Annotated in this window: 20 protein-coding genes and 1 other annotated feature; of the genes, 19 read left to right on the forward strand and 1 reads right to left on the reverse strand. The window is 39.5% G+C overall.

The features are described 5' to 3' along the window. The 19 genes from FBF73_RS04285 to FBF73_RS04375 form a co-directional block, all read left to right on the forward strand. Positions 1-1,040 (forward strand): DUF1542 domain-containing protein (locus FBF73_RS04285; protein ID WP_136937076.1); only part of this gene is annotated, 1,040 nt, incomplete at its 5' end. Positions 1,041-1,443: 403 nt separating this feature from the next. Next, entirely contained in the window at positions 1,444-2,397 is a 954-nt protein-coding gene (locus FBF73_RS04290; RefSeq protein ID WP_136937077.1) for a competence protein CoiA, read from the forward strand. 18 nt (positions 2,398-2,415) lie between these two features. Beyond that, a complete protein-coding gene (gene pepF, locus FBF73_RS04295; protein ID WP_136937078.1) occupies positions 2,416-4,218 on the forward strand; it encodes an oligoendopeptidase F in 1,803 nt (600 codons plus the stop codon). Position 4,219: 1 nt separating this feature from the next. Beyond that, positions 4,220-4,933, forward strand: coding sequence for an O-methyltransferase (locus tag FBF73_RS04300; protein ID WP_136937079.1), 714 nt, complete (start codon positions 4,220-4,222; stop codon positions 4,931-4,933). A 66-nt stretch (positions 4,934-4,999) separates the two neighbouring features. Continuing rightward, positions 5,000-5,938 carry a peptidylprolyl isomerase PrsA gene (gene prsA, locus FBF73_RS04305; protein ID WP_136937080.1) on the forward strand — a complete coding sequence of 313 codons (939 nt, stop codon included), beginning with the start codon at positions 5,000-5,002 and terminating at the stop codon, positions 5,936-5,938. Positions 5,939-6,097: 159 nt separating this feature from the next. Further along, positions 6,098-7,321: a cell division peptidoglycan polymerase FtsW gene (gene ftsW / locus FBF73_RS04310; protein WP_125411498.1), complete on the forward strand. Its 1,224-nt coding sequence runs from the start codon at positions 6,098-6,100 to the stop codon at positions 7,319-7,321. A 23-nt stretch (positions 7,322-7,344) separates the two neighbouring features. Next, a complete protein-coding gene (gene ppc, locus FBF73_RS04315) occupies positions 7,345-10,041 on the forward strand; it encodes a phosphoenolpyruvate carboxylase (RefSeq protein WP_136937081.1) in 2,697 nt (898 codons plus the stop codon). A gap of 96 nt (positions 10,042-10,137) precedes the next feature. After that, positions 10,138-10,355: a binding site (T-box leader), on the forward strand. A 112-nt stretch (positions 10,356-10,467) separates the two neighbouring features. Then, entirely contained in the window at positions 10,468-11,463 is a 996-nt protein-coding gene (trpX, locus tag FBF73_RS04320) for a tryptophan ABC transporter substrate-binding protein (protein WP_136937082.1), read from the forward strand. 61 nt (positions 11,464-11,524) lie between these two features. Then, positions 11,525-12,391, forward strand: a complete 867-nt coding sequence (locus FBF73_RS04325; protein ID WP_136937083.1) for an ABC transporter permease — start codon at positions 11,525-11,527, stop codon at positions 12,389-12,391. Continuing rightward, positions 12,388-13,146, forward strand: a complete 759-nt coding sequence (locus FBF73_RS04330; RefSeq protein WP_136937084.1) for an ABC transporter ATP-binding protein — start codon at positions 12,388-12,390, stop codon at positions 13,144-13,146. Before FBF73_RS04325 ends, FBF73_RS04330 begins: the two co-directional genes overlap by 4 nt. 193 nt (positions 13,147-13,339) lie before the next feature. After that, on the forward strand, positions 13,340-15,100 hold the full coding sequence (gene dnaG, locus FBF73_RS04335) for a DNA primase (RefSeq protein WP_240798242.1): 1,761 nt from the start codon (positions 13,340-13,342) through the stop codon (positions 15,098-15,100). A gap of 2 nt (positions 15,101-15,102) precedes the next feature. Continuing rightward, positions 15,103-16,212 carry an RNA polymerase sigma factor RpoD gene (gene rpoD / locus FBF73_RS04340; protein WP_004259586.1) on the forward strand — a complete coding sequence of 370 codons (1,110 nt, stop codon included), beginning with the start codon at positions 15,103-15,105 and terminating at the stop codon, positions 16,210-16,212. A gap of 14 nt (positions 16,213-16,226) precedes the next feature. Then, a complete protein-coding gene (locus FBF73_RS04345; protein ID WP_000331929.1) occupies positions 16,227-16,556 on the forward strand; it encodes a metal-sulfur cluster assembly factor in 330 nt (109 codons plus the stop codon). A 114-nt stretch (positions 16,557-16,670) separates the two neighbouring features. Further along, positions 16,671-17,714 carry an alpha-galactosylglucosyldiacylglycerol synthase gene (gene cpoA / locus FBF73_RS04350; protein ID WP_169435173.1) on the forward strand — a complete coding sequence of 348 codons (1,044 nt, stop codon included), beginning with the start codon at positions 16,671-16,673 and terminating at the stop codon, positions 17,712-17,714. 15 nt (positions 17,715-17,729) lie between these two features. Continuing rightward, positions 17,730-19,055 (forward strand): glycosyltransferase family 4 protein, encoded by a 1,326-nt coding sequence (locus FBF73_RS04355; RefSeq protein ID WP_136937085.1) that lies wholly within the window; start codon positions 17,730-17,732, stop codon positions 19,053-19,055. A 14-nt stretch (positions 19,056-19,069) separates the two neighbouring features. Continuing rightward, a complete protein-coding gene (locus tag FBF73_RS04360; protein WP_000744434.1) occupies positions 19,070-19,261 on the forward strand; it encodes a PspC domain-containing protein in 192 nt (63 codons plus the stop codon). 58 nt (positions 19,262-19,319) lie between these two features. Continuing rightward, a complete protein-coding gene (locus tag FBF73_RS04365; protein WP_000863852.1) occupies positions 19,320-19,454 on the forward strand; it encodes a DUF4044 domain-containing protein in 135 nt (44 codons plus the stop codon). 63 nt (positions 19,455-19,517) lie between these two features. Further along, positions 19,518-20,828, forward strand: coding sequence for a GTPase ObgE (gene obgE, locus FBF73_RS04370; RefSeq protein WP_136937086.1), 1,311 nt, complete (start codon positions 19,518-19,520; stop codon positions 20,826-20,828). 9 nt (positions 20,829-20,837) lie between these two features. Next, entirely contained in the window at positions 20,838-20,996 is a 159-nt protein-coding gene (locus tag FBF73_RS04375; protein ID WP_033683527.1) for a hypothetical protein, read from the forward strand. A 42-nt stretch (positions 20,997-21,038) separates the two neighbouring features. Here the strand turns inward: FBF73_RS04375 and FBF73_RS04380 are convergent, their stop codons facing one another. Continuing rightward, positions 21,039-21,509 carry an arginine repressor gene (locus tag FBF73_RS04380; RefSeq protein WP_136937087.1) on the reverse strand — a complete coding sequence of 157 codons (471 nt, stop codon included), beginning with the start codon at positions 21,507-21,509 and terminating at the stop codon, positions 21,039-21,041. Between the last annotated feature and the right edge of the window lie 320 nt (positions 21,510-21,829).

Consider the following 21,829-nt stretch of genomic DNA (forward strand, 5'->3'; position numbering starts at 1 on the left):
CGAAAGCCGAAGTAGCGAAAGCAGCCATCGCAGCCGTAAATGCTATCAATGAAGCGAAAGATCAAGATGGTGTAGATGCCGCTCAAACTACAGGAGTTAAAGCAATTGAAGCAGTAACTCCAGTAGGTAAAGAGAAAGCCCTAGAAGCCATCCAAACAGCATCAGAAGCTAAGATTGCGTCAATTGATAAGAACGCTAAATTGTCAGACGATGAAAAAGCAGCAGCGAAAGCCGAAGTAGCGAAAGCAGCCATCGCAGCCGTAAATGCTATCAATGAAGCGAAAGATCAAGATGGTGTAGATGCCGCTCAAACTACAGGAGTTAAAGCAATTGAAGCAGTAACTCCAGTAGGAACAACTAGTAAAGCAGGCGAAGGTAATGTCATAACTCCACCGACTGTGGAAGTACCAGCTTACACAGATGAAGTAGGCACAAGCGGTACGGATGGCGAAGGCAATGTCATAACTCCACCGACTGTGGAAGTACCAGCTTACACAGATGCAGTAGGTTCAAGCAGTACGGATGGCGAAGGTAACTTGCTAACTCCGCCAACTGTAGAAGTGCCAGCTTACACAGATGCAGTAGGTACAAGCAGTACAGATGGCGAAGGTAATGTCATTACACCACCAACTGCAGAAGTACCAGCCTATACAGATCCAGTAGGCACAAGCAGTACAGATGGTGAAGGTAATGTCATTACGCCACCAATTGCAGAAGTACCAGTCTATACAGATCCAGTAGGTACAAGTAGTACAGATGGCGAAGGTAATGTCATTACACCACCAACTGTAGAAGTACCAGCCTATACAGGAAGTGTGAACGGTATTTCAGAAGAAATGCCAGCTCAGCCACATAAGGACGGCAGTGCTAATGAAATGTCAGATGGAACTCCAGTATCTGAAACTACAATAAATAAAGATAGACAACTTCCAAATACTGGTACAGCAGACTCTACAGTAGCTATGGTAGCAGCTGCAGCAAGTGCAGTACTTGGTCTTGGTCTTGCAGGCCGTCGTCGTAAAGAAGACGAAGAAGCATAATTTATATATGAGTTAATCTAATCTTTTAGTAAAATCTGTATTTGATTTTATAGCTTATATAGAATTTCTTAAAAAATCTCCTAGTAGTCCATTGATTGCTAGGAGATTATTTGTTAATTATGGTATAGTAAAATGAAACGGGAATAGTACGACATAAATTCTTAATCATTGTTAGAAATTTGATTTTATAAGTAGACTGAAACCAGTATAGTATATAACTTCTGCTAAAGTATTTCTAGAAATTAATTTGATTTCCCTAATAAATTTGTTCATATCTTATTTCAACTCACTATAATTTCCCAATCAATTTGCCTATATTTTATTTCGATTTACTATACTTTTCTTCTATAATTAAAAATACGATTATTAATTTTTACGAATAATATAGAAAAGGAGGAAAATCATGTTTGTTGCGATAGATGCTAGGGGAGAATTGGTAAATGTGTTAGAGGATAAGCTTGAGAAGCAAGCCTACACCTGCCCAGCTTGTGGAGGTCAGCTCCATTTGCGGCAAGGACCAAGTGTCCGGACCCATTTTGCTCACAAAACCTTAAAAGACTGTGATTTTTCCTCTGAAAATGAAAGTCCAGAACATCTGGCAAATAAGGAATCCCTTTATCACTGGTTGAAAAGAGATTCAGAGGTGCAATTAGAATACCCTCTCCCAGAGCTTAAACAGATTGCGGATGTATTTGTAAATGGTCATCTTGCTCTAGAAGTTCAGTGTAGTCCCTTGCCACAAAAAGTTCTTAAAGAGCGTAGCGAGGGTTATCGTAGTCAGGGTTACCAAGTACTGTGGTTGCTGGGTCAAAAACTGTGGCTCAAGGAGCGTTTGACCCGTCTGCAACAAGGTTTTCTTTATTTCAGTCAAAACATGGGCTTTTATGTTTGGGAAGTAGACAAGGAAAAACAGCTTTTAAGGCTTAAATATCTCATACACCAGGATCTTCGAGGCAAACTCCATTATCAAATCAAGGAATTTCCCTATGGCCAAGATAGTCTACTGGAGATATTACGTTTTCCCTATAAGAAACAAAAAATATCTCATTTTACAGTTTCTGAGGATAAGGACATCTGTAGCTATATTAAGCAACAACTCTATTATCAAAATCCTATTTGGATGAAAGAACAAGCAGAAGCCTATCAGAAGGGAGAAAATCTCCTGACTTATGGGCTAAAAGAATGGTATCCACAAATTCGACCACTAGTAGGTGATTTTTGCCAAATTGAGCAAGATTTGACTCGCTATTATCAGCATTTTCAAACCTATTACCAAAAAAACCCTCAAAATGATTGGCAAAAGCTCTATCCACCAGCCTTTTATCAGCAATATTTCTTGAAAAATATGGTAAAATAGAAAGGATGGAGGAATCTAATGGTATTACAAAGAAATGAAATAAATGAAAAATATACATGGGATCTATCAACGATTTACCCAACTGACCAGGCTTGGGAAGAAGCCTTAAAAGATTTAACAGAACAATTGGAGACAGTAGCCCAGTATGAAGGCCATCTCTTGGATAGTGCGGATAGCCTTCTAGAAATCACTGAATTTTCTCTTGAAATGGAACGCCAGATGGAGAAGCTTTACGTTTATGCTCATATGAAGAATGACCAGGATACACGTGAAGCCAAGTACCAAGAGTACTATGCTAAGGCAATGGCTCTCTATAGCCAGCTAGACCAAGCTTTTTCATTCTATGAACCTGAATTTATGGATATTAGCGAAAAGCAGTATGCTGACTTTTTAGAAGTTCAACCAAAATTGCAGGTTTATCAACACTATTTTGACAAGCTTTTACAAGGCAAGGAACACGTTCTTTCACAACGTGAAGAAGAATTATTGGCTGGAGCTGGAGAAATCTTTGGTTCGGCAAGTGAAACCTTTGCTATTTTAGATAATGCAGATATCGTCTTTCCATTTGTTAAAGATGAAGATGGTAACGAAGTACAATTATCACATGGCGTTTATATGCGTTTGATGGAGTCTAAAAACCGTGAAGTTCGCCGTGGTGCCTATCAAGCCCTTTATGCAACTTATGAGCAATTCCAACATACTTATGCTAAAACCTTGCAAACAAATGTTAAGGTTCAAAACTATCGTGCAAAAGTTCGCAACTACAAGAGTGCTCGTCATGCAGCCCTAGCAGCCAATTTTGTTCCAGAGAGTGTTTATGACAATTTGGTAGCAGCAGTTCGCAAGCATTTGCCACTCTTGCATCGATACCTTGAGCTTCGTTCAAAGATTTTGGGGATTTCAGACCTCAAGATGTACGATGTCTACACACCACTTTCGTCTGTCGAATATAGTTTTACCTACCAAGAAGCCTTGAAAAAAGCCGAAGATGCCTTGGCAGTTTTGGGTGAGGATTATTTGAGCCGTGTTAAACGTGCCTTCAGTGAGCGCTGGATTGATGTTTACGAAAACCAAGGCAAGCGTTCAGGAGCCTATTCTGGTGGTTCTTATGATACTAATGCCTTTATGCTCCTTAACTGGCAGGACAATCTGGACAATCTCTTTACTCTTGTTCATGAAACAGGTCACAGTATGCACTCAAGCTATACTCGTGAAAGTCAGCCTTATGTTTACGGAGATTACTCTATCTTCTTGGCTGAGATCGCTTCAACTACCAATGAAAATATCTTGACGGAGAAATTATTGGAAGAAGTGGAAGACGACGCAACACGCTTTACTATTCTCAATAACTTCCTAGACGGTTTCCGTGGAACAGTTTTTCGTCAAACTCAATTCGCTGAGTTTGAACACGCGATTCATCAAGCAGACCAAAATGGTGAAGTCTTGACAAGCGATTTCCTAAATAAACTCTACGCAGACTTGAACCAAGAGTATTATGGTTTGAGTAAGGAAGACAATCCTGAAATCCAATACGAGTGGGCTCGCATTCCACACTTCTACTATAACTACTATGTATACCAATATTCAACAGGTTTTGCAGCAGCCTCAGCCTTGGCTGAAAAAATTGTCCATGGTAGTCAAGAAGACCGTGACCGCTATATCGACTACCTTAAGGCAGGTAAATCTGACTATCCACTTAATGTCATGAGAAAAGCTGGTGTTGATATGGAGAAGGAAGACTATCTCAACGATGCCTTTGCAGTCTTCGAACGTCGTTTGAATGAGTTTGAAGCCCTTGTTGAAAAATTGGGATTGGCATAAGATGGTTGAATCATATAGTAAAAATGCCAACCATAACATGCGTCGCCCTGTCGTCAAGGAAGAAATTGTGGACTTGATGCGTCAGCGTCAAAAGCAAGTCACAGGCGATTTGAAAGAATTGGAAGAATTTGCTCGCAAGGAAAATATTCCCATTATTCCCCATGAAACGGTTGCTTATTTCCGTTTTCTCATGGAAACCATGCAACCTAAAAACATTCTGGAAATTGGGACGGCTATCGGTTTTTCAGCTCTCTTGATGGCTGAACATGCACCAAAGGCCAAGATTACAACCATTGACCGCAATCCAGAGATGATTGGATTTGCCAAGGAAAATTTCGCCCAGTTTGACAGTCGTAAGCAAATTACGCTCCTAGAAGGAGATGCGGTAGATGTCTTATCGACCCTAACAGAGTCCTATGATTTTGTCTTTATGGATTCTGCCAAGTCTAAATATATCGTCTTTCTGCCAGAAATCCTCAAACACTTGGACGTTGGAGGCGTGGTTGTCTTGGATGATATTTTCCAAGGTGGTGATGTTGCCAAGGACATTATGGAGGTTCGTCGTGGCCAGCGAACCATTTATCGTGGCCTTCAAAGATTATTTGATGCAACCTTAGATAATCCAGGACTCACTGCAACATTAGTACCTTTAGGGGACGGCATTCTCATGCTTCGTAAAAATGTAGCAGACGTTCAATTGCCTGTTAGCGAATGATTTTCAGAATAATTTAAGAAAATATAGTAAAATAGATAGGGTAACACTTATCTCAAAGGAGTAGACATGAAGAAAAAACTATTGGCAGGTGCCATTACACTATTATCAGTAGCAACTTTAGCAGCTTGTTCGAAAGGTTCAGAAGGAGCAGATCTTATCAGCATGAAAGGAGATGTTATCACTGAACATCAGTTCTTCGAGGAAGTAAAGAATAATCAAGCAGCTCAACAAGTTTTGCTTAACATGACCATTCAAAATGTTTTTGAAAAACAATATGGGTCAGAAGTAACTGACAAAGAAGTAGAAGATGCAATTGCTGAAGAACAAAAGAAATATGGGGACAGCTATCAAAATGTACTCTCACGTGCCGGAATGACACTTGAGACACGTAAAGCTCAAATCCGTACTAGTAAATTGGTTGAATTAGCAGTTAAGAAGGCAGCAGAAGCTGAATTGACAGATGATGCTTATAAGAAGGCCTTTGATGAATACACTCCAGATGTAACGGCTCAAATCATTCGTCTTGATAATGAGGATAAAGCGAAAGAAGTCCTCGAAAAAGCTAAGGCAAGTGGCGCAGATTTCGCTCAATTAGCTAAAGATAACTCAACTGATGAGAAAACCAAAGCTAACGGTGGTGAAATCACTTTTGATTCAGCTTCAACAGAGGTACCAGATCAAGTTAAGAAAGCAGCTTTTGCCTTGGATGTTAACGGCATTTCTGATGTCATTACAGCTACTGGTACTCAGGCATACAGCAGTCAATATTACATTGTAAAACTCACTAAGAAAACAGAAAAGTCATCTAATATTGATGACTATAAAGAAAAATTGAAGACGCTTATTCTTACTCAAAAACAAAATGATTCATCATTTGTTCAAAGTATTATCGGAAAAGAGTTGCAAACTGCAAATATTAAAGTTAAAGATCAAGCTTTCCAAAATATCTTTACTCAATACATTGGTGGTGGAGATTCAAGCTCAAGCAGTTCTTCAAAAGAATAAAACAGAAAAGAGCCAAGCGCTCTTTTTCTTATGGGAAAATCTTATATCTTAAGGGTAAGGGTTTTTTTCTTTCTGAAAAAGTGGTATAATAGCAATCAAAACTAGAAAATAAAACGGAATTGGGAACAAATTTCTTTGTTCCTATTAGAGTGGTGTGATATGAAAATTAGTAAAAGGCACCTGTTAAACTATTCCATTTTGATACCTTATCTTCTTTTGTCTGTATTAGGGCTAATCGTAGTATATTCGACGACGAGTGCAACCCTGATTGAAGAAGGGAAAAGTGCTCTTCAATTGGTCCGAAACCAAGGTGTTTTCTGGATAGTTAGTTTAATTTTGATCGCCTTAATATATAAGTTAAAACTAGGTTTCTTAAGGAATGAACGACTGATTATTATCGTTATGTTCATAGAGATAATTTTACTAGCTTTGGCACGTTTAATAGGAGTTCCGGTTAATGGAGCCTACGGTTGGATTTCAGTAGGACCTGTAACAATTCAACCAGCAGAGTATCTAAAAATTATTATTATTTGGTATTTGGCTCATCGTTTTTCCAAACAACAAGAAGAAATCGCTATTTACGATTTTCAGATTTTAACCCAAAACCAATGGATTCCTCGGGCTTTTAATGACTGGCGTTTCGTTATAATCGTATTAATTGGAAGCTTAGGAATTTTCCCAGATTTAGGAAATGCCACTATCCTTGCTTTGGTAGCCTTGATTATGTATACACTTAGTGGGATTGCTTATCGCTGGTTCACGACTTTTCTACTTCTGCTTACAGGTGGTTCAATGTTATCCCTGTCTGTAATTCGTTTTGTTGGGGTTGAAAATTTCTCTCGTATTCCGGTCTTTGGTTATGTTGCCAAACGTTTTAGCGCATTTTTCAATCCGTTTAATGACCTAGCAGGTGCAGGACACCAACTCGCAAATTCTTACTATGCTATGGTAAATGGTGGGTGGTTTGGTCTAGGATTAGGAAATTCAATCGAGAAACGGGGTTATCTACCAGAAGCTCATACAGATTTTGTGTTCTCTATTGTTATAGAAGAATTTGGATTTGTTGGAGCTAGTTTGATTTTATCACTTCTCTTTTTCTTAATTTTGCGAATTATTTTGGTGGGGATTCGTGCTAAGAATCCATTTAATTCAATGGTGGCTATTGGGGTAGGAGGCATGCTTTTGGTGCAGGTCTTTGTTAATATCGGTGGAATTTCTGGTCTTATTCCTTCAACTGGAGTAACATTCCCTTTTCTATCGCAAGGTGGGAATAGCCTCTTGGTATTATCTGTCGCAATTGCTTTTGTATTAAATATTGATGCAAGTGAGAAACGTGCTAAACTTATTAGGGAGTATGAAAATCAATCTTCTGAAATATTATAAGGATTGTATAGAAAGGAAAGTTTATGTCTCTTCAAAAATTAGAAAACTATAGTAATAAAGCTGTTGTGCAAGAAGAAGTATTGATTTTAACAGAATTGTTAGAAGATATCACTAAAAACATGCTTGCCCCAGAGACTTTTGATAAAATCATGCAGTTGAAAGAATTATCAACTCAAGAAGATTATCAAGGTTTGAACCAATTAGTTACTAGTCTGACAAATGATGAAATGGCTTATATTTCACGCTATTTCTCTATCTTGCCTCTTTTGATTAATATTTCAGAAGACGTGGATTTGGCCTATGAAATCAACCATCAAAATAATATCGATCAAGATTATCTTGGTAAATTATCAGCAACGATTAAAATGGTTGCAGAAAAAGAAAATGCGGTTGAAATTTTAGAACATTTGAATGTTGTCCCTGTTTTGACAGCCCATCCAACACAAGTGCAACGTAAGAGTATGTTGGATTTGACCAACCATATACATACCCTCTTGCGTAAGTATCGTGATGTAAAATTAGGCTTGATTAATAAGGAAAAATGGCATAATGATCTCCGTCGTTATATTGAGATTATCATGCAGACAGATATGATTCGTGAAAAGAAATTGAAAGTGACCAATGAAATCACGAATGTTATGGAATATTACAACAGTTCTTTCTTGAAGGCTGTCCCTCATTTGACAGCGGAATACAAGCGCTTAGCAAAAAAACACGGATTAGAATTAAAACATCCTAAACCAATTACCATGGGAATGTGGATTGGTGGCGACCGTGATGGGAATCCTTTTGTTACAGCAGATACCTTGAAACAATCTGCTATGACTCAGTGTGAAGTCATCATGAACTACTATGATGAAAAGATTTACCAACTTTATCGTGAATTCTCTCTCTCAACCAGTATTGTCAATGTAAGCAAGCAAGTTAGAGAAATGGCTCGTCAATCCAAGGACAACTCGATTTATCGTGAAAAAGAACTTTACCGTCGTGCCTTGTTTGATATTCAATCAAAAATCCAAGCAACAAAAACCTATCTGATTGAAGATAAGGAAGTTGGAGCTCGCTATGAAACAGCTAATGATTTTTATAAGGACTTAATTACCATCCGTGATTCCCTCTTGGAAAATAAGGGTGAAGCACTAATTTCTGGTGATTTTGTTGAGCTGATTCAGGCAGTTGAAATTTTTGGTTTCTATTTGGCATCTATTGACATGCGTCAAGATTCTAGTGTTCATGAATCTTGTGTGGCCGAACTCTTGAAATCAGCAGGAATCCATTCTCGTTACAGCGAACTAAGTGAAGAGGAAAAATGCCAGCTTCTCTTAAAAGAATTAGAAGAAGATCCACGTATTCTTTCTGCCACTCATGTTGAAAAATCAGAGTTACTTGAAAAAGAATTGGCTATCTTTAAGGCTGCCCGTAATTTGAAAGATAAGTTGGGTGATGACGTTATTCGTCAGACCATTATTTCACATGCAACCAGCGTATCAGATATGCTGGAATTGGCTATCTTGCTAAAAGAAGTAGGACTAGTGGATAAAGAAAGAGCTCGTGTCCAAATCGTTCCTCTTTTTGAAACAATTGAGGACTTGGACCACTCAGAAGAAACCATGAGAGAATACCTTTCTCTTGGTCTAGCTAAGAAATGGATAGCTTCGCGCAATAATTACCAAGAAATCATGCTTGGCTATTCTGATAGTAATAAAGATGGTGGTTACTTATCATCATGTTGGACCCTCTACAAGGCTCAACAACAATTGACTGCTATTGGAGATGAATTTGGTGTTAAGGTTACCTTCTTCCACGGTCGTGGTGGGACTGTCGGTCGTGGTGGTGGACCAACTTATGAAGCTATTACCTCTCAACCGCTCAAGTCTATCAAGGACCGTATTCGTTTGACGGAGCAGGGTGAAGTAATTGGCAATAAATACGGTAATAAAGATGCAGCTTACTATAACCTTGAAATGTTGGTTTCAGCAGCCATTAACCGTATGATTACTCAATGGAAGAGTGATACAAATACCTCAAATCGCTATGAAGCCATTATGGACCAAGTAGTGGACCGTAGTTATGATATTTATCGAGACTTAGTCTTTGGGAATGACCATTTTTATGATTATTTCTTTGAGTCAAGTCCAATCAAGGCTATTTCCAGCTTTAATATTGGTTCTCGTCCAGCTGCTCGTAAGACTATTACTGAAATCGGTGGTTTGCGTGCTATTCCTTGGGTCTTCTCATGGTCACAAAGTCGTGTCATGTTCCCTGGCTGGTATGGTGTCGGATCAAGCTTCAAGGAGTTTATCGATAAAAATCCAGAGAATATCGCTGTCTTACGAGATATGTACCAAAATTGGCCTTTCTTCCAATCTCTCCTTTCAAATGTCGATATGGTCTTATCTAAATCCAACATGAATATTGCTTTTGAATATGCTAAGTTATGTGAAGATGATCAAGTGAAGGCTATTTATGATACTATTTTAGACGAATGGCAATTAACGAAAAATGTTATCCTAGAGATTGAAGGCTATGACGAATTATTAGCTGAAAATCCATATCTAAAAGCAAGTTTGGATTACCGTATGCCTTACTTTAATATCCTTAACTATATCCAGTTGGAGTTGATTAAACGTCAACGCCGAGGAGAATTATCAAGCGATCAAGAAAAATTAATCCATACAACCATCAACGGAATTGCGACCGGATTGCGTAATTCAGGCTGATACCTATCAAACTTCCTCTTTTTCATAGGGGAAGTTTTTGAATATTTCAAAAAAATGCTAAAAGAGTCTTGACAAGTAGTTGAAAAATGATATAATTTAACCATTCAGAAAAGTAATCATATAAACTTTTTAGAGAGTCTGTGGTAGCTGAAAACAGATAAGTGGTGATGATGAAAATTGGGCTGGATGTTATTTAGAATTTGAAATCATAAAAATTCGGTGAGCACACCTTACAGTGCATCTCGTTATTGCGAGACAGAGCGATAGGGAAATTCCCTATAATTGAGGTGGTACCGCGCATCGACGTCCTCACACAAGTTTTTTGTGTGAGGACTTTTTTGATGGAGGTTAGTATGGAAAGAAAACGATGGCGTCGCTTGTTTAGATAAGTGAAGCATTTTAAAGGAAATAAAAAGGAGAAATAGAATGAAAAATAAACGATTAATTGGAATTATCGCTGCATTAGCAGTCTTAGTAGCAGGAAGCTTGATTTACTCTTCAATGAATAAACCAGAAGCTAAGAATGAGAAGAAAGTTGCCAAAGTTGGTGTGCTTCAGTTTGTAAGCCATCCGTCTCTTGATTTGATTTATAAAGGGATTCAAGAGGGATTAGCAGAAGAAGGTTACAAAGATGACCAATTGAAGCTTGACTTTATGAACTCAGAAGGGGATCAAAGTAAAGTTGCTACAATGAGTAAGCAATTGGTTTCAAATGGCAACGATATTGTAGTAGGTATTGCAACTCCAGCTGCTCAAGGATTAGCTAGTGTAACAAAAGATTTACCTGTTATTATGGCAGCCATTACAGATCCAATCGGAGCTAACTTGGTTAAAGATTTGAAAAATCCTGGTGGAAATATTACAGGTGTTTCTGACCATAATCCTGCTCAACAGCAAGTTGAACTAATTAAAGCTCTAACACCTGATGTTAAAACAATTGGAGCTCTTTATTCAAGTAGTGAAGATAACTCAAAAACACAGGTAAAAGAATTTAAAGAATACGCTGAGAAAGCAGGCTTTAAGGTAGAAACATTTGCAGTACCTTCAACAAATGAAATTGCTTCCACTGTTAATGTTATGACAAGCAAAGTAGACGCTATCTGGGTTCCAATTGACAATACTATTGCGTCAGCTTTTCCAACAGTTGTATCTAGCAATCAAACAGCTAAAAAACCAATTTACCCAAGTGCAACAGCCATGGTAGAAGCTGGTGGTTTGGCATCAGTGGTTGTTGATCAACGTGATCTTGGAGTGGCTACAGGTAAAATGATTGCCCAAGTTTTGAAAGGGGCAAAACCAGCTGATACACCAGTTAATGTTTTCTCAACTGGTAAGTCTGTTGTTAACAAAAAATTAGCCAAAGAACTTGGTATCACTATTCCAGAATCTATCTTAAAAGAAGCAGGACAAGTGATTGAATAAGATAAAAGGAGGAGTTGGGGACATCTCCTCCCATTTTTACGAAAGGAATGAGTGAAAAATTATGATAGTATCCATTGTTTCTCAGGGTTTTGTCTGGGCTATTTTAGGCTTGGGAATCTTTATGACCTTTAGAATCTTAAACTTTCCAGATATGACAACAGAGGGCTCTTTCCCACTTGGTGGAGCAGTAGCAGTAACCTTGATTACAAAAGGAGTTAATCCTTTTCTCGCGACTCTTATTGCTGTTGGAGCTGGTTGTTTGGCAGGAATGGCAGCCGGACTTCTCTATACAAAGGGTAAGATTCCGACTTTGTTGTCAGGTATCTTAGTAATGACTTCTTGTCATTCGATTATGCTCTTGCTTATGGGACGCGCCAATTTAGGCCTGCTTGGAACCAAGCAAATTCCGGATGTTTTGCCTTTTGCTTCAGACATGAACCAACTCTTGACAGGTCTCATCTTTGTGAGTATTGTCATTGCTCTCATGCTCTTTTTCTTGGACACCAAACTTGGACAGGCTTATATTGCTACAGGTGACAATCCTGATATGGCTAGAAGTTTCGGTATTCATACTGGACGCATGGAGCTTATGGGCTTGGTCTTATCAAATGGTGTGATTGCCCTTGCAGGAGCTCTCATTGCCCAGCAAGAAGGTTATGCCGATGTGTCTCGAGGAATCGGGGTTATCGTTGTGGGGCTTGCAAGTTTGATTATTGGAGAAGTTATCTTCAAGAGTTTGAGCTTGGCAGAGCGTTTGGTTACTATCGTTGTCGGTTCTATCGCCTATCAATTCTTAGTATGGGCAGTTATCGCGCTTGGCTTTAACACAAGTTACCTTCGTCTATATAGTGCAGTGATTTTAGCAGTCTGCCTCATGATTCCAACATTTAAGCAAACAATCTTGAAAGGAGCCAAGTTAAGTAAATGACAGCAATTGTAGAATTAAAAAATGCAACCAAAGTCGTTAAAAATGGCTTTGATGAAGAAAAGATTATTTTAAATGATGTTTCCTTAGAAATTTTTGAACAGGATTTTATCACGATATTAGGTGGAAATGGTGCTGGTAAATCAACTCTCTTTAACACTATTGCAGGAACCTTATCACTAACCAGTGGAACCATCCGTATTTTAGGTGAAGATGTTACCAAGTTTTCACCAGAGAAGAGAGCCAAGTATCTGTCTCGTGTTTTCCAAGATCCCAAGATGGGGACAGCTCCTCGTATGACAGTGGCTGAAAATCTTTTGATTGCTAAGTTTCGTGGTGAAAAACGTGGCCTCTTTCCAAGACGCTTGACTAGTTATAAGGATGAATTTCAGAAAACAATTGATAAAGTAGGAAATGGTCTTGAGAAACACTTGAATACACCAATTGAGTTCTTATCAGGTGGACAAAGACAGGCCTTGAGTCTCTTGATGGCAACCTTGAAGCGTCCTGAATTACTCTTGTTAGATGAGCATACTGCAGCCCTTGATCCAAAGACCAGTGTGGCCTTGATGGAATTGACAGATGACTTTGTCAAGAAGGATCAGTTGACAGCCCTTATGATTACTCATCATATGGAAGATGCTCTCAAATATGGCAATCGCTTGATTGTCATGAAAGAAGGACGAATTATCCAAGATTTGAAACAAGAAGAAAAAGCAAAAATGAAAATATCAGACTACTATCAATTGTTTGAATAGATAAGCTCTATTTTCATCAAAAACTGTGAAGCAAAACTTAGAGGCATGGAAGTGTTTCTGAGTTTTTTATCTTCTCTTGCAATCTAAAAAATGAGGCAAAGAGAATTGCGGAAAGTGTATGAAATGGTTTACTTTTTTTCTGAAATAAAGTATACTATATAAAGTAAACTATGATAACATGGAGGTATTGTGTATGGTTGACAAACAAGTCATTGAAGAAATCAAAAACAATGCCAACATTGTGGAAGTCATAGGAGATGTGATTTCTTTACAAAAGGCAGGACGGAACTATCTAGGGCTCTGTCCTTTTCATGGTGAAAAAACACCTTCTTTCAACGTTGTAGAGGACAAGCAGTTTTATCACTGTTTTGGTTGTGGTCGCTCAGGTGATGTCTTTAAGTTCATCGAGGAGTACCAAGGGGTTCCCTTTATGGAGGCTGTCCAAATCTTAGGTCAGCGTGTTGGGATAGAGGTGGAGAAACCGCTTTATAGTGAGCAGAAGCCAGCTTCGCCCCACCAAGCTCTTTATGATATGCACGAAGATGCTGCCAAATTTTATCATGCTATTCTCATGACAACGACCATGGGGGAAGAGGCTAGAAACTACCTCTATCAGCGTGGTTTGACAGATGAAGTGCTCAAGCATTTTCGGATTGGTTTAGCACCTCCAGAACGAAACTATCTCTATCAACGTTTGTCTGGTCAGTATCGTGAAGAGGATTTCCTGGATTCAGGACTGTTTTATCTCTCGGATGCTAATCAATTTGTAGACACCTTTCACAATCGAATTATGTTTCCCTTGACCAATGATCAGGGAAAGGTTATTGCCTTCTCAGGTCGTATCTGGCAGAAAACGGATTCACAAACTTCTAAGTATAAAAATAGTCGATCGACTGCAATTTTTAACAAAAGTTACGAATTATATCATATGGATAGGGCAAAAAAATCTTCTGGTAAAGCCAGTGAGATTTACCTCATGGAAGGGTTTATGGATGTCATTGCAGCCTATCGGGCTGGAATCGAAAATGCTGTGGCGTCTATGGGAACGGCCTTGAGTCGTGAGCATGTTGAGCATCTGAAAAGGTTAACCAAGAAGTTGGTTCTTGTTTACGATGGCGATAAGGCTGGGCAAGCTGCGACATTGAAAGCCTTGGATGAAATTGGCGATATGCCTGTGCAAATCGTTAGTATGCCTGATAACTTGGATCCAGATGAGTATCTACAAAAAAATGGTCCAGAAGATTTGGCCTATCTATTAACAAAAACTCGTATTAGTCCGATTGAGTTTTACATTCACCAGTACAAGCCTGAAAATAGTGAAAATCTGCAGGCTCAGATTGAGTTTATTGAAAAAATAGCTCCCTTGATTGTTCAAGAAAAGTCTATCACTGCTCAAAACAGTTATATTCATATTTTAGCTGATAGTCTGGCGTCCTTTGATTATGCCCAGATTGAGCAGATTGTTAATGAGAGTCGACAGGCACAAAGGCAGAATCGCATGGAAGGGATTTCCAGACCGACGCAAATCACTATGCCTGTCACCAAGCAGTTATCAGCTATTATGAGAGCAGAAGCCCATCTACTCTATCGGATGATGGAATCCCCTCTTGTTTTGAATGATTACCGTTTGCGAGAAGATTTTGCATTTGACACGCCTGAATTTCAGGTCTTATATGACTTGCTTGGTCAGTATGGCAATCTTCCTCCAGAAGTTTTATCAGAACAGACAGAGGAAGTTGAAAGAGCTTGGTACCAAGTCTTAGCTCAGGATTTGCCTGCTGAGATGTCACCCCAGGAACTAAGCGAAGTAGAGATGACTCGAAACAAGGCTCTCTTGAATCAGGACAATATGAGAATCAAAAAGAAGGTGCAGGAAGCTAGCCATGTAGGAGATACCGACACAGCCCTAGAAGAATTGGAACGTTTAATTTCCCAAAAGAGAAGAATGGAGTAATAATGGCAACAAAACAAAAAGAAGTAACAACATTTGACGTACAAGTAGCAGAATTTATCCGTAATCATAAGCAAAAAGGGACAGCAACAGATGATGAAATCAATGCTAGTCTGGTTATTCCTTTTACCTTGGACGCTGATGGGATTGAAGATCTCTTGCAACGAATTCAGGATGCAGGGATTTCAATCACAGATAATGAAGGAAACCCAAGTGCGCGTGTGCTTAGTGCAGAAGAAGAACCAGAACTCAGTGATGAGGATTTAATTGGATCAACTTCGGCTAAGGTTAATGACCCTGTTCGTATGTACTTGAAAGAAATCGGGGTCGTACCTCTTTTGACCAATGAAGAGGAGAAAGAATTGGCACTAGCAGTTGAAGCAGGTGATATCGAAGCCAAACAACGTCTTGCTGAAGCCAACCTTCGTTTGGTTGTTTCTATTGCCAAACGCTATGTCGGCCGTGGTATGCAGTTCCTTGACTTGATTCAAGAAGGAAACATGGGCTTGATGAAGGCAGTTGACAAGTTTGACTATTCTAAAGGATTCAAGTTCTCAACTTACGCAACTTGGTGGATTCGTCAGGCTATCACTCGTGCTATTGCGGATCAAGCTCGTACCATCCGTATCCCAGTCCACATGGTTGAAACCATCAATAAATTGGTTCGTGAACAACGTAACCTCCTTCAAGAATTGGGACAAGATCCAACGCCAGAGCAAATCGCTGAACGTATGGATATGACTCCTGACAAGGTCCGTGAAATCTTGAAAATCGCCCAAGAGCCTGTATCGCTTGAAACACCGATTGGTGAAGAGGACGATAGCCATCTTGGGGACTTTATCGAAGACGAAGTGATTGAAAATCCAGTAGACTACACAACTCGTATCGTCTTGCGTGAGCAGCTGGATGAGGTCTTGGATACTCTTACAGACCGTGAAGAAAACGTTTTGCGTTTGCGCTTCGGACTAGATGATGGTAAAATGCGCACCCTTGAAGATGTAGGTAAAGTCTTTAACGTGACTCGTGAGCGTATCCGTCAGATTGAAGCCAAGGCTTTGAGAAAACTACGTCAACCAAGTCGCAGCAAACCGCTTCGTGATTTTATTGAAGACTAAGAGTGAGGATAAATATGGCTTATACAGAAGAGCAAATCGAAAACATCAAAACACGCATTTTAACAGCCTTGGAAGAAGTTATCGACCCTGAGTTGGGAATCGATATTGTCAATCTTGGTTTGATTTATGAGATTCGTTTTGACGGTGATACAGGGCAAACAGAGATTGATATGACTTTGACAACTATGGGTTGTCCCCTGGCAGACCTTTTGACGGACCAGATTTATGATGCTATGACCGAGGTGCCAGAAGTAACGGATACTGAGGTCAAATTGGTTTGGTATCCAGCCTGGACCGTTGAAAAAATGAGTCGTTATGCACGCATTGCCCTAGGCATTAAGTAAATAGATAAAAGCATGTGAGAGAACGTTGGAAAAGCGAGGAAATTTCCCCTCTTTTCCTCTAGTCTCTCCTTTATTTTGCTGATTTTATTCAAAGAAAATGATATAATAGTAGTTATGGAAAAAAAGAAATTACGCATCAATATGTTGAGTTCAAGTGAGAAAGTAGCAGGACAAGGAGTTTCAGGTGCCTACCGTGAATTAGTTCGTCTTCTTCACCGTGATGCCAAGGACCAATTGATTGTTACGGAAAATCTTCCTATCGAGGCAGATGTGACTCACTTTCATACAATTGATTTCCCCTATTATTTATCAACATTTCAAAAGAAACGCTCAGGGAGAAAAATTGGCTATGTGCATTTCTTACCTGATACACTTGAGGGGAGTTTGAAGATTCCATTTTTCTTAAAGGGAATTGTTAAACGCTATGTATTTTCTTTTTACAATCGGATGGAGCACTTGGTTGTGGTCAATCCTATGTTTATCGAGGATTTGGTGGCAGCTGGTATTCCACGTGAAAAAGTGACCTATATTCCTAACTTTGTTAACAAGGAAAAATGGCATCCTCTTCCACAAGAAGAGGTAGCGAAACTGCGAACAGAACTAGGTCTTAGTGACAATCAGTTTATCGTAGTGGGTGCTGGTCAAGTTCAGAAACGTAAAGGAATTGATGACTTTATCCGTCTGGCTGAGGAATTGCCTCAGATTACCTTTATATGGGCGGGTGGTTTCTCTTTTGGTGGTATGACAGATGGTTATGAACGTTATAAGAAAATCATGGAGAATCCCCCTAAAAATTTGATTTTTCCAGGTATTGTATCGCCAGAGCGGATGCGCGAATTGTATGCCCTAGCGGATCTTTTCTTGTTGCCTAGTTATAATGAGCTCTTTCCGATGACGATTTTAGAGGCTGCCAGTTGTGAAGCTCCGATTATGTTGCGTGATTTAGATCTTTATAAGGTAATTTTGGAGGGAGATTATCGGGCGACAGCAGATAGAGAAGAGATGAAAGAGGCTATTTTAGAATATCAAGCAAATCCTGCTGCCTTAAAAGATCTCAAAGAAAAAGCTAAGAATATTTCCAGAGAGTATTCTGAAGAGCATCTGTTACAAATCTGGTTGGACTTTTATGAGAAACAAGCCGCTTTAGGGAGAAAGTAAAAAGTGAGGTAATCTATGCGAATTGGTTTATTTACAGATACCTATTTTCCTCAGGTTTCAGGTGTTGCAACCAGTATTCGAACCTTGAAAACAGAACTTGAAAAGCAGGGACATGCTGTTTTTATCTTTACGACGACAGATAAGGATGTCAATCGTTATGAAGATTGGCAAATCATCCGCATTCCAAGTGTTCCTTTCTTTGCTTTTAAGGATCGCCGCTTTGCCTATCGAGGTTTTAGCAAGGCGCTTGAAATTGCCAAACAGTATCAGCTAGATATTATCCATACTCAGACAGAATTTTCTCTGGGCTTGTTGGGTATTTGGATTGCGCGTGAATTGAAGATTCCAGTCATTCATACCTATCATACCCAGTATGAAGACTATGTGCATTATATTGCTAAGGGAATGCTGATTCGTCCTAGTATGGTCAAATATCTGGTCAGAGGTTTTCTTCATGACGTGGATGGGGTTATTTGTCCGAGTGAGATTGTTCGTGACTTGCTATCTGACTATAAGGTCAAGGTTGAAAAGCGGGTCATTCCTACTGGGATTGAATTAGCTAAGTTTGAGCGTCCGGAAATAGAGCAGGAAAATTTGACAGAACTGCGTAGTAAACTAGGGATTCAAGATGATGAAAAGATGTTGCTTAGTCTTTCCAGAATTTCCTATGAAAAAAATATTCAAGCAGTATTAGCAGCCTTTGCTGATGTTCTGAAAGAGGAAGACAAGGTTAAACTGGTGGTAGCTGGGGATGGTCCTTATCTAGATGACCTCAAAGAGCAAGCCAAGAAACTAGAGATTCAAGATTCTGTTATCTTTACAGGCATGATTGCTCCTAGTGAGACGGCTCTTTACTATAAGGCGGCGGATTTCTTCATCTCGGCATCGACAAGTGAAACGCAAGGTTTGACATACTTGGAAAGCTTAGCCAGTGGAACGCCTGTCATTGCTCATGGAAATCCTTATCTGGATAATCTTATCAGTGATAAAATGTTTGGAACCTTGTACTATGGGGAACATGATTTGGCTGGAGCTATTTTGGAAGCCCTGATTGCAACTCCAGATATGGATGAGCATACCTTATCAGAGAAATTGTACGAGATTTCAGCTGAGAACTTTGGAAAACGAGTGCATGAGTTTTATCTGGATGCCATTATTTCAAATAACTTCCAGAAAGATTTAGCAAAAGATGATACGGTCAGTCAGCGTATCTTTAAGACAGTTTTGTATCTACCGCAACAGGTGGTTGCTGTGCCTGTAAAAGGCTCTAGACGAATGCTGAGGGCTTCAAAAACACAGTTAATCAGCATCAGAGATTATTGGAAAGACCATGAAGAATAGAAAGAGGAATAGCTATGAAAAAACAATTGATGAGAAGTGGTAGTGATCAAAAAATTGCTGGAGTATGTGCTGGGGTCGCAAATTATTTTGATATTGATCCGACTATTGTTCGTGTAATATGGGGTGTTCTTGCATTTTGTTATGGGGCAGGAATTGTAGCTTATATCATTTTATGGATTATTGCGCCGGTAGCAAGTGACTATTGAAAACTAGCTAAATTCATGCTAAGATAATAGAAAATAGAATGTAACGAAGGAGATAAAAATGGCATTTGGAGATAATGGAAAACGTAAAAAAACTATGTTTGAGAAATTAACCTTGCTTATCGTACTTATCATGTTAGTAGCAAGTATTTTGGGTATTTTTGCAACTGCAATTGGTGCCCTCAGTAATCTATAAAATAGATTCAAGAAAATTTTGTGACTGGGATTTCCCAGCCCTTTTTTAAAGTGAGAAGAAAAAATGAGTATGTTTTTAGATACAGCCAAGATCAAGGTCAAGGCTGGTAATGGTGGCGATGGTATGGTTGCCTTTCGCCGTGAAAAATATGTCCCTAATGGCGGTCCTTGGGGTGGTGACGGTGGTCGTGGAGGTAATGTCGTCTTCGTTGTAGACGAAGGTCTACGTACTCTCATGGATTTCCGCTACAATCGTCATTTCAAGGCTGATTCTGGTGAAAAAGGAATGACCAAAGGGATGCATGGTCGTGGAGCTGAGGACCTTAGAGTTCGAGTGCCACAAGGTACGACAGTGCGTGATGCGGAGACAGGCAAGGTCTTGACAGATTTGATTGAACACGGTCAAGAATTTATTGTAGCCCACGGTGGTCGTGGTGGTCGTGGAAATATCCGCTTTGCGACACCAAAAAATCCTGCACCGGAAATCTCTGAAAATGGAGAACCAGGTCAGGAACGTGAGTTACAATTGGAACTAAAAATCTTGGCTGATGTTGGTTTAGTTGGATTCCCATCTGTTGGGAAATCAACACTTTTAAGTGTTATTACCTCAGCTAAACCTAAAATTGGTGCCTACCACTTTACGACCATTGTGCCAAATCTAGGTATGGTTCGTACCCAATCAGGTGAATCCTTTGCAGTAGCTGATTTACCAGGTTTGATTGAAGGGGCTAGTCAGGGTGTCGGTTTGGGAACTCAGTTCCTCCGCCACATTGAGCGTACCCGTGTCATCCTTCATATTATTGATATGTCAGCTAGCGAAGGACGTGATCCTTATGAGGATTATCTTGCTATTAACAAGGAGTTGGAGTCATACAATCTTCGTCTCATGGAGCGTCCACAGATTATCGTCGCAAATAAGATGGACATGCCTGAGAGTCAAGAAAATCTTGCAGAATTCAAGAAAAAATTAGCTGAAAACTACGATGAATTTGAAGAGTTACCAGCTATTTTCCCAATTTCTGGTTTGACCAAGCAAGGTTTGGCAACGCTCTTGGATGCTACAGCTGAATTGTTAGACAAGACACCAGAATTCTTGCTCTACGACGAGTCAGATATGGAAGAAGAAGCTTACTATGGATTTGATGAGGAAGAAAAAGCCTTTGAAATTAGCCGTGATGACGATGCAACATGGCTACTTTCTGGTGAAAAACTCATGAAACTCTTTAACATGACCAACTTTGATCGTGACGAATCAGTCATGAAATTTGCCCGCCAGCTTCGTGGTATGGGGGTTGATGAAGCCCTTCGTGCGCGTGGTGCTAAGGATGGGGACTTGGTTCGCATTGGTAAATTTGAGTTTGAATTTGTAGACTAGGAGACTGGTATGGGAGATAAACCGATATCTTTCCGAGATGCGGATGGTAATTTCGTTTCCGCCGCAGACCTTTGGAATGAAAAGAAATTGGAAGAACTATTTAATCGTCTCAATCCAAATCGTGCCCTGAGATTGGCACGAACCAAAAATGAAAATCCATCTCAGTAAAGAAGATAAAAAATTCCGTGCCTAATTAGACACGGAATTTTGTTATTCACCAAAGAAAAATGGTGGTGTAAATTTTTTCAATTCTTCAAAGCAATGTTGTGCAGCCTCTGCATCTTCACAGATGACAAGACAGACATCGTCACCACAGAGGGTAGCGATAGCGTCAGGAAAACTCAAAGCATCAATAATAGAACCAAATGATTGAGCCAGACCAGGAAGAGTTTTCAAAAGTACTTGATGTTGAACAGGACGCATCAGTACAAGAGCATCCTCCATATAAGTCTCTAAGCGTTTTTCCCATTTTGAGATGGAACCTGTATTAAGCACGTAGTAAGAGTTATCCTCTTCTCGAACTTTTGACAGGTTCATATTTTTGATGTCGCGTGAGAGAGTTGCCTGGGTGACTTGAATGTCGTTATCAGCAAGAAGGGCTTGCAACTCAGCCTGTGTATGAATCTTGTTTTTTGCAACAAGAGCGCGTATGAGTTGGTGTCGGTGTTCAGATTTATTCATAATAATTTAACTCCTTGTACAAAGTACAGAAAGCGTGGACTGATCGAAATTGTCAGTCGAGTGGTAAGCGGTATTGTCACGTATGATGATTTCAAAGTCAGTAGCCTAAAGAACTAGATGGAGAGCATCTCCCTCTTTTAACTTGTCACTCGTTGGGTGCAGAGAATTGACTGTCTATCCCTTCATCTGCATTGATATTCTTTAATGACAGTGAATCATTTAATTATAGTAGCATTTTGTCACGGCTTTTTGTGAATTCACGCTAAATGGCAATTCACAGAGATTGTCCAACATGTGGTGTGGTAGCGTGTATGATAGAG

The sequence above is a fragment of the Streptococcus mitis genome, assembly GCF_005144795.1.
GTDB classification, from domain to species: domain Bacteria; phylum Bacillota; class Bacilli; order Lactobacillales; family Streptococcaceae; genus Streptococcus; species Streptococcus mitis_BB.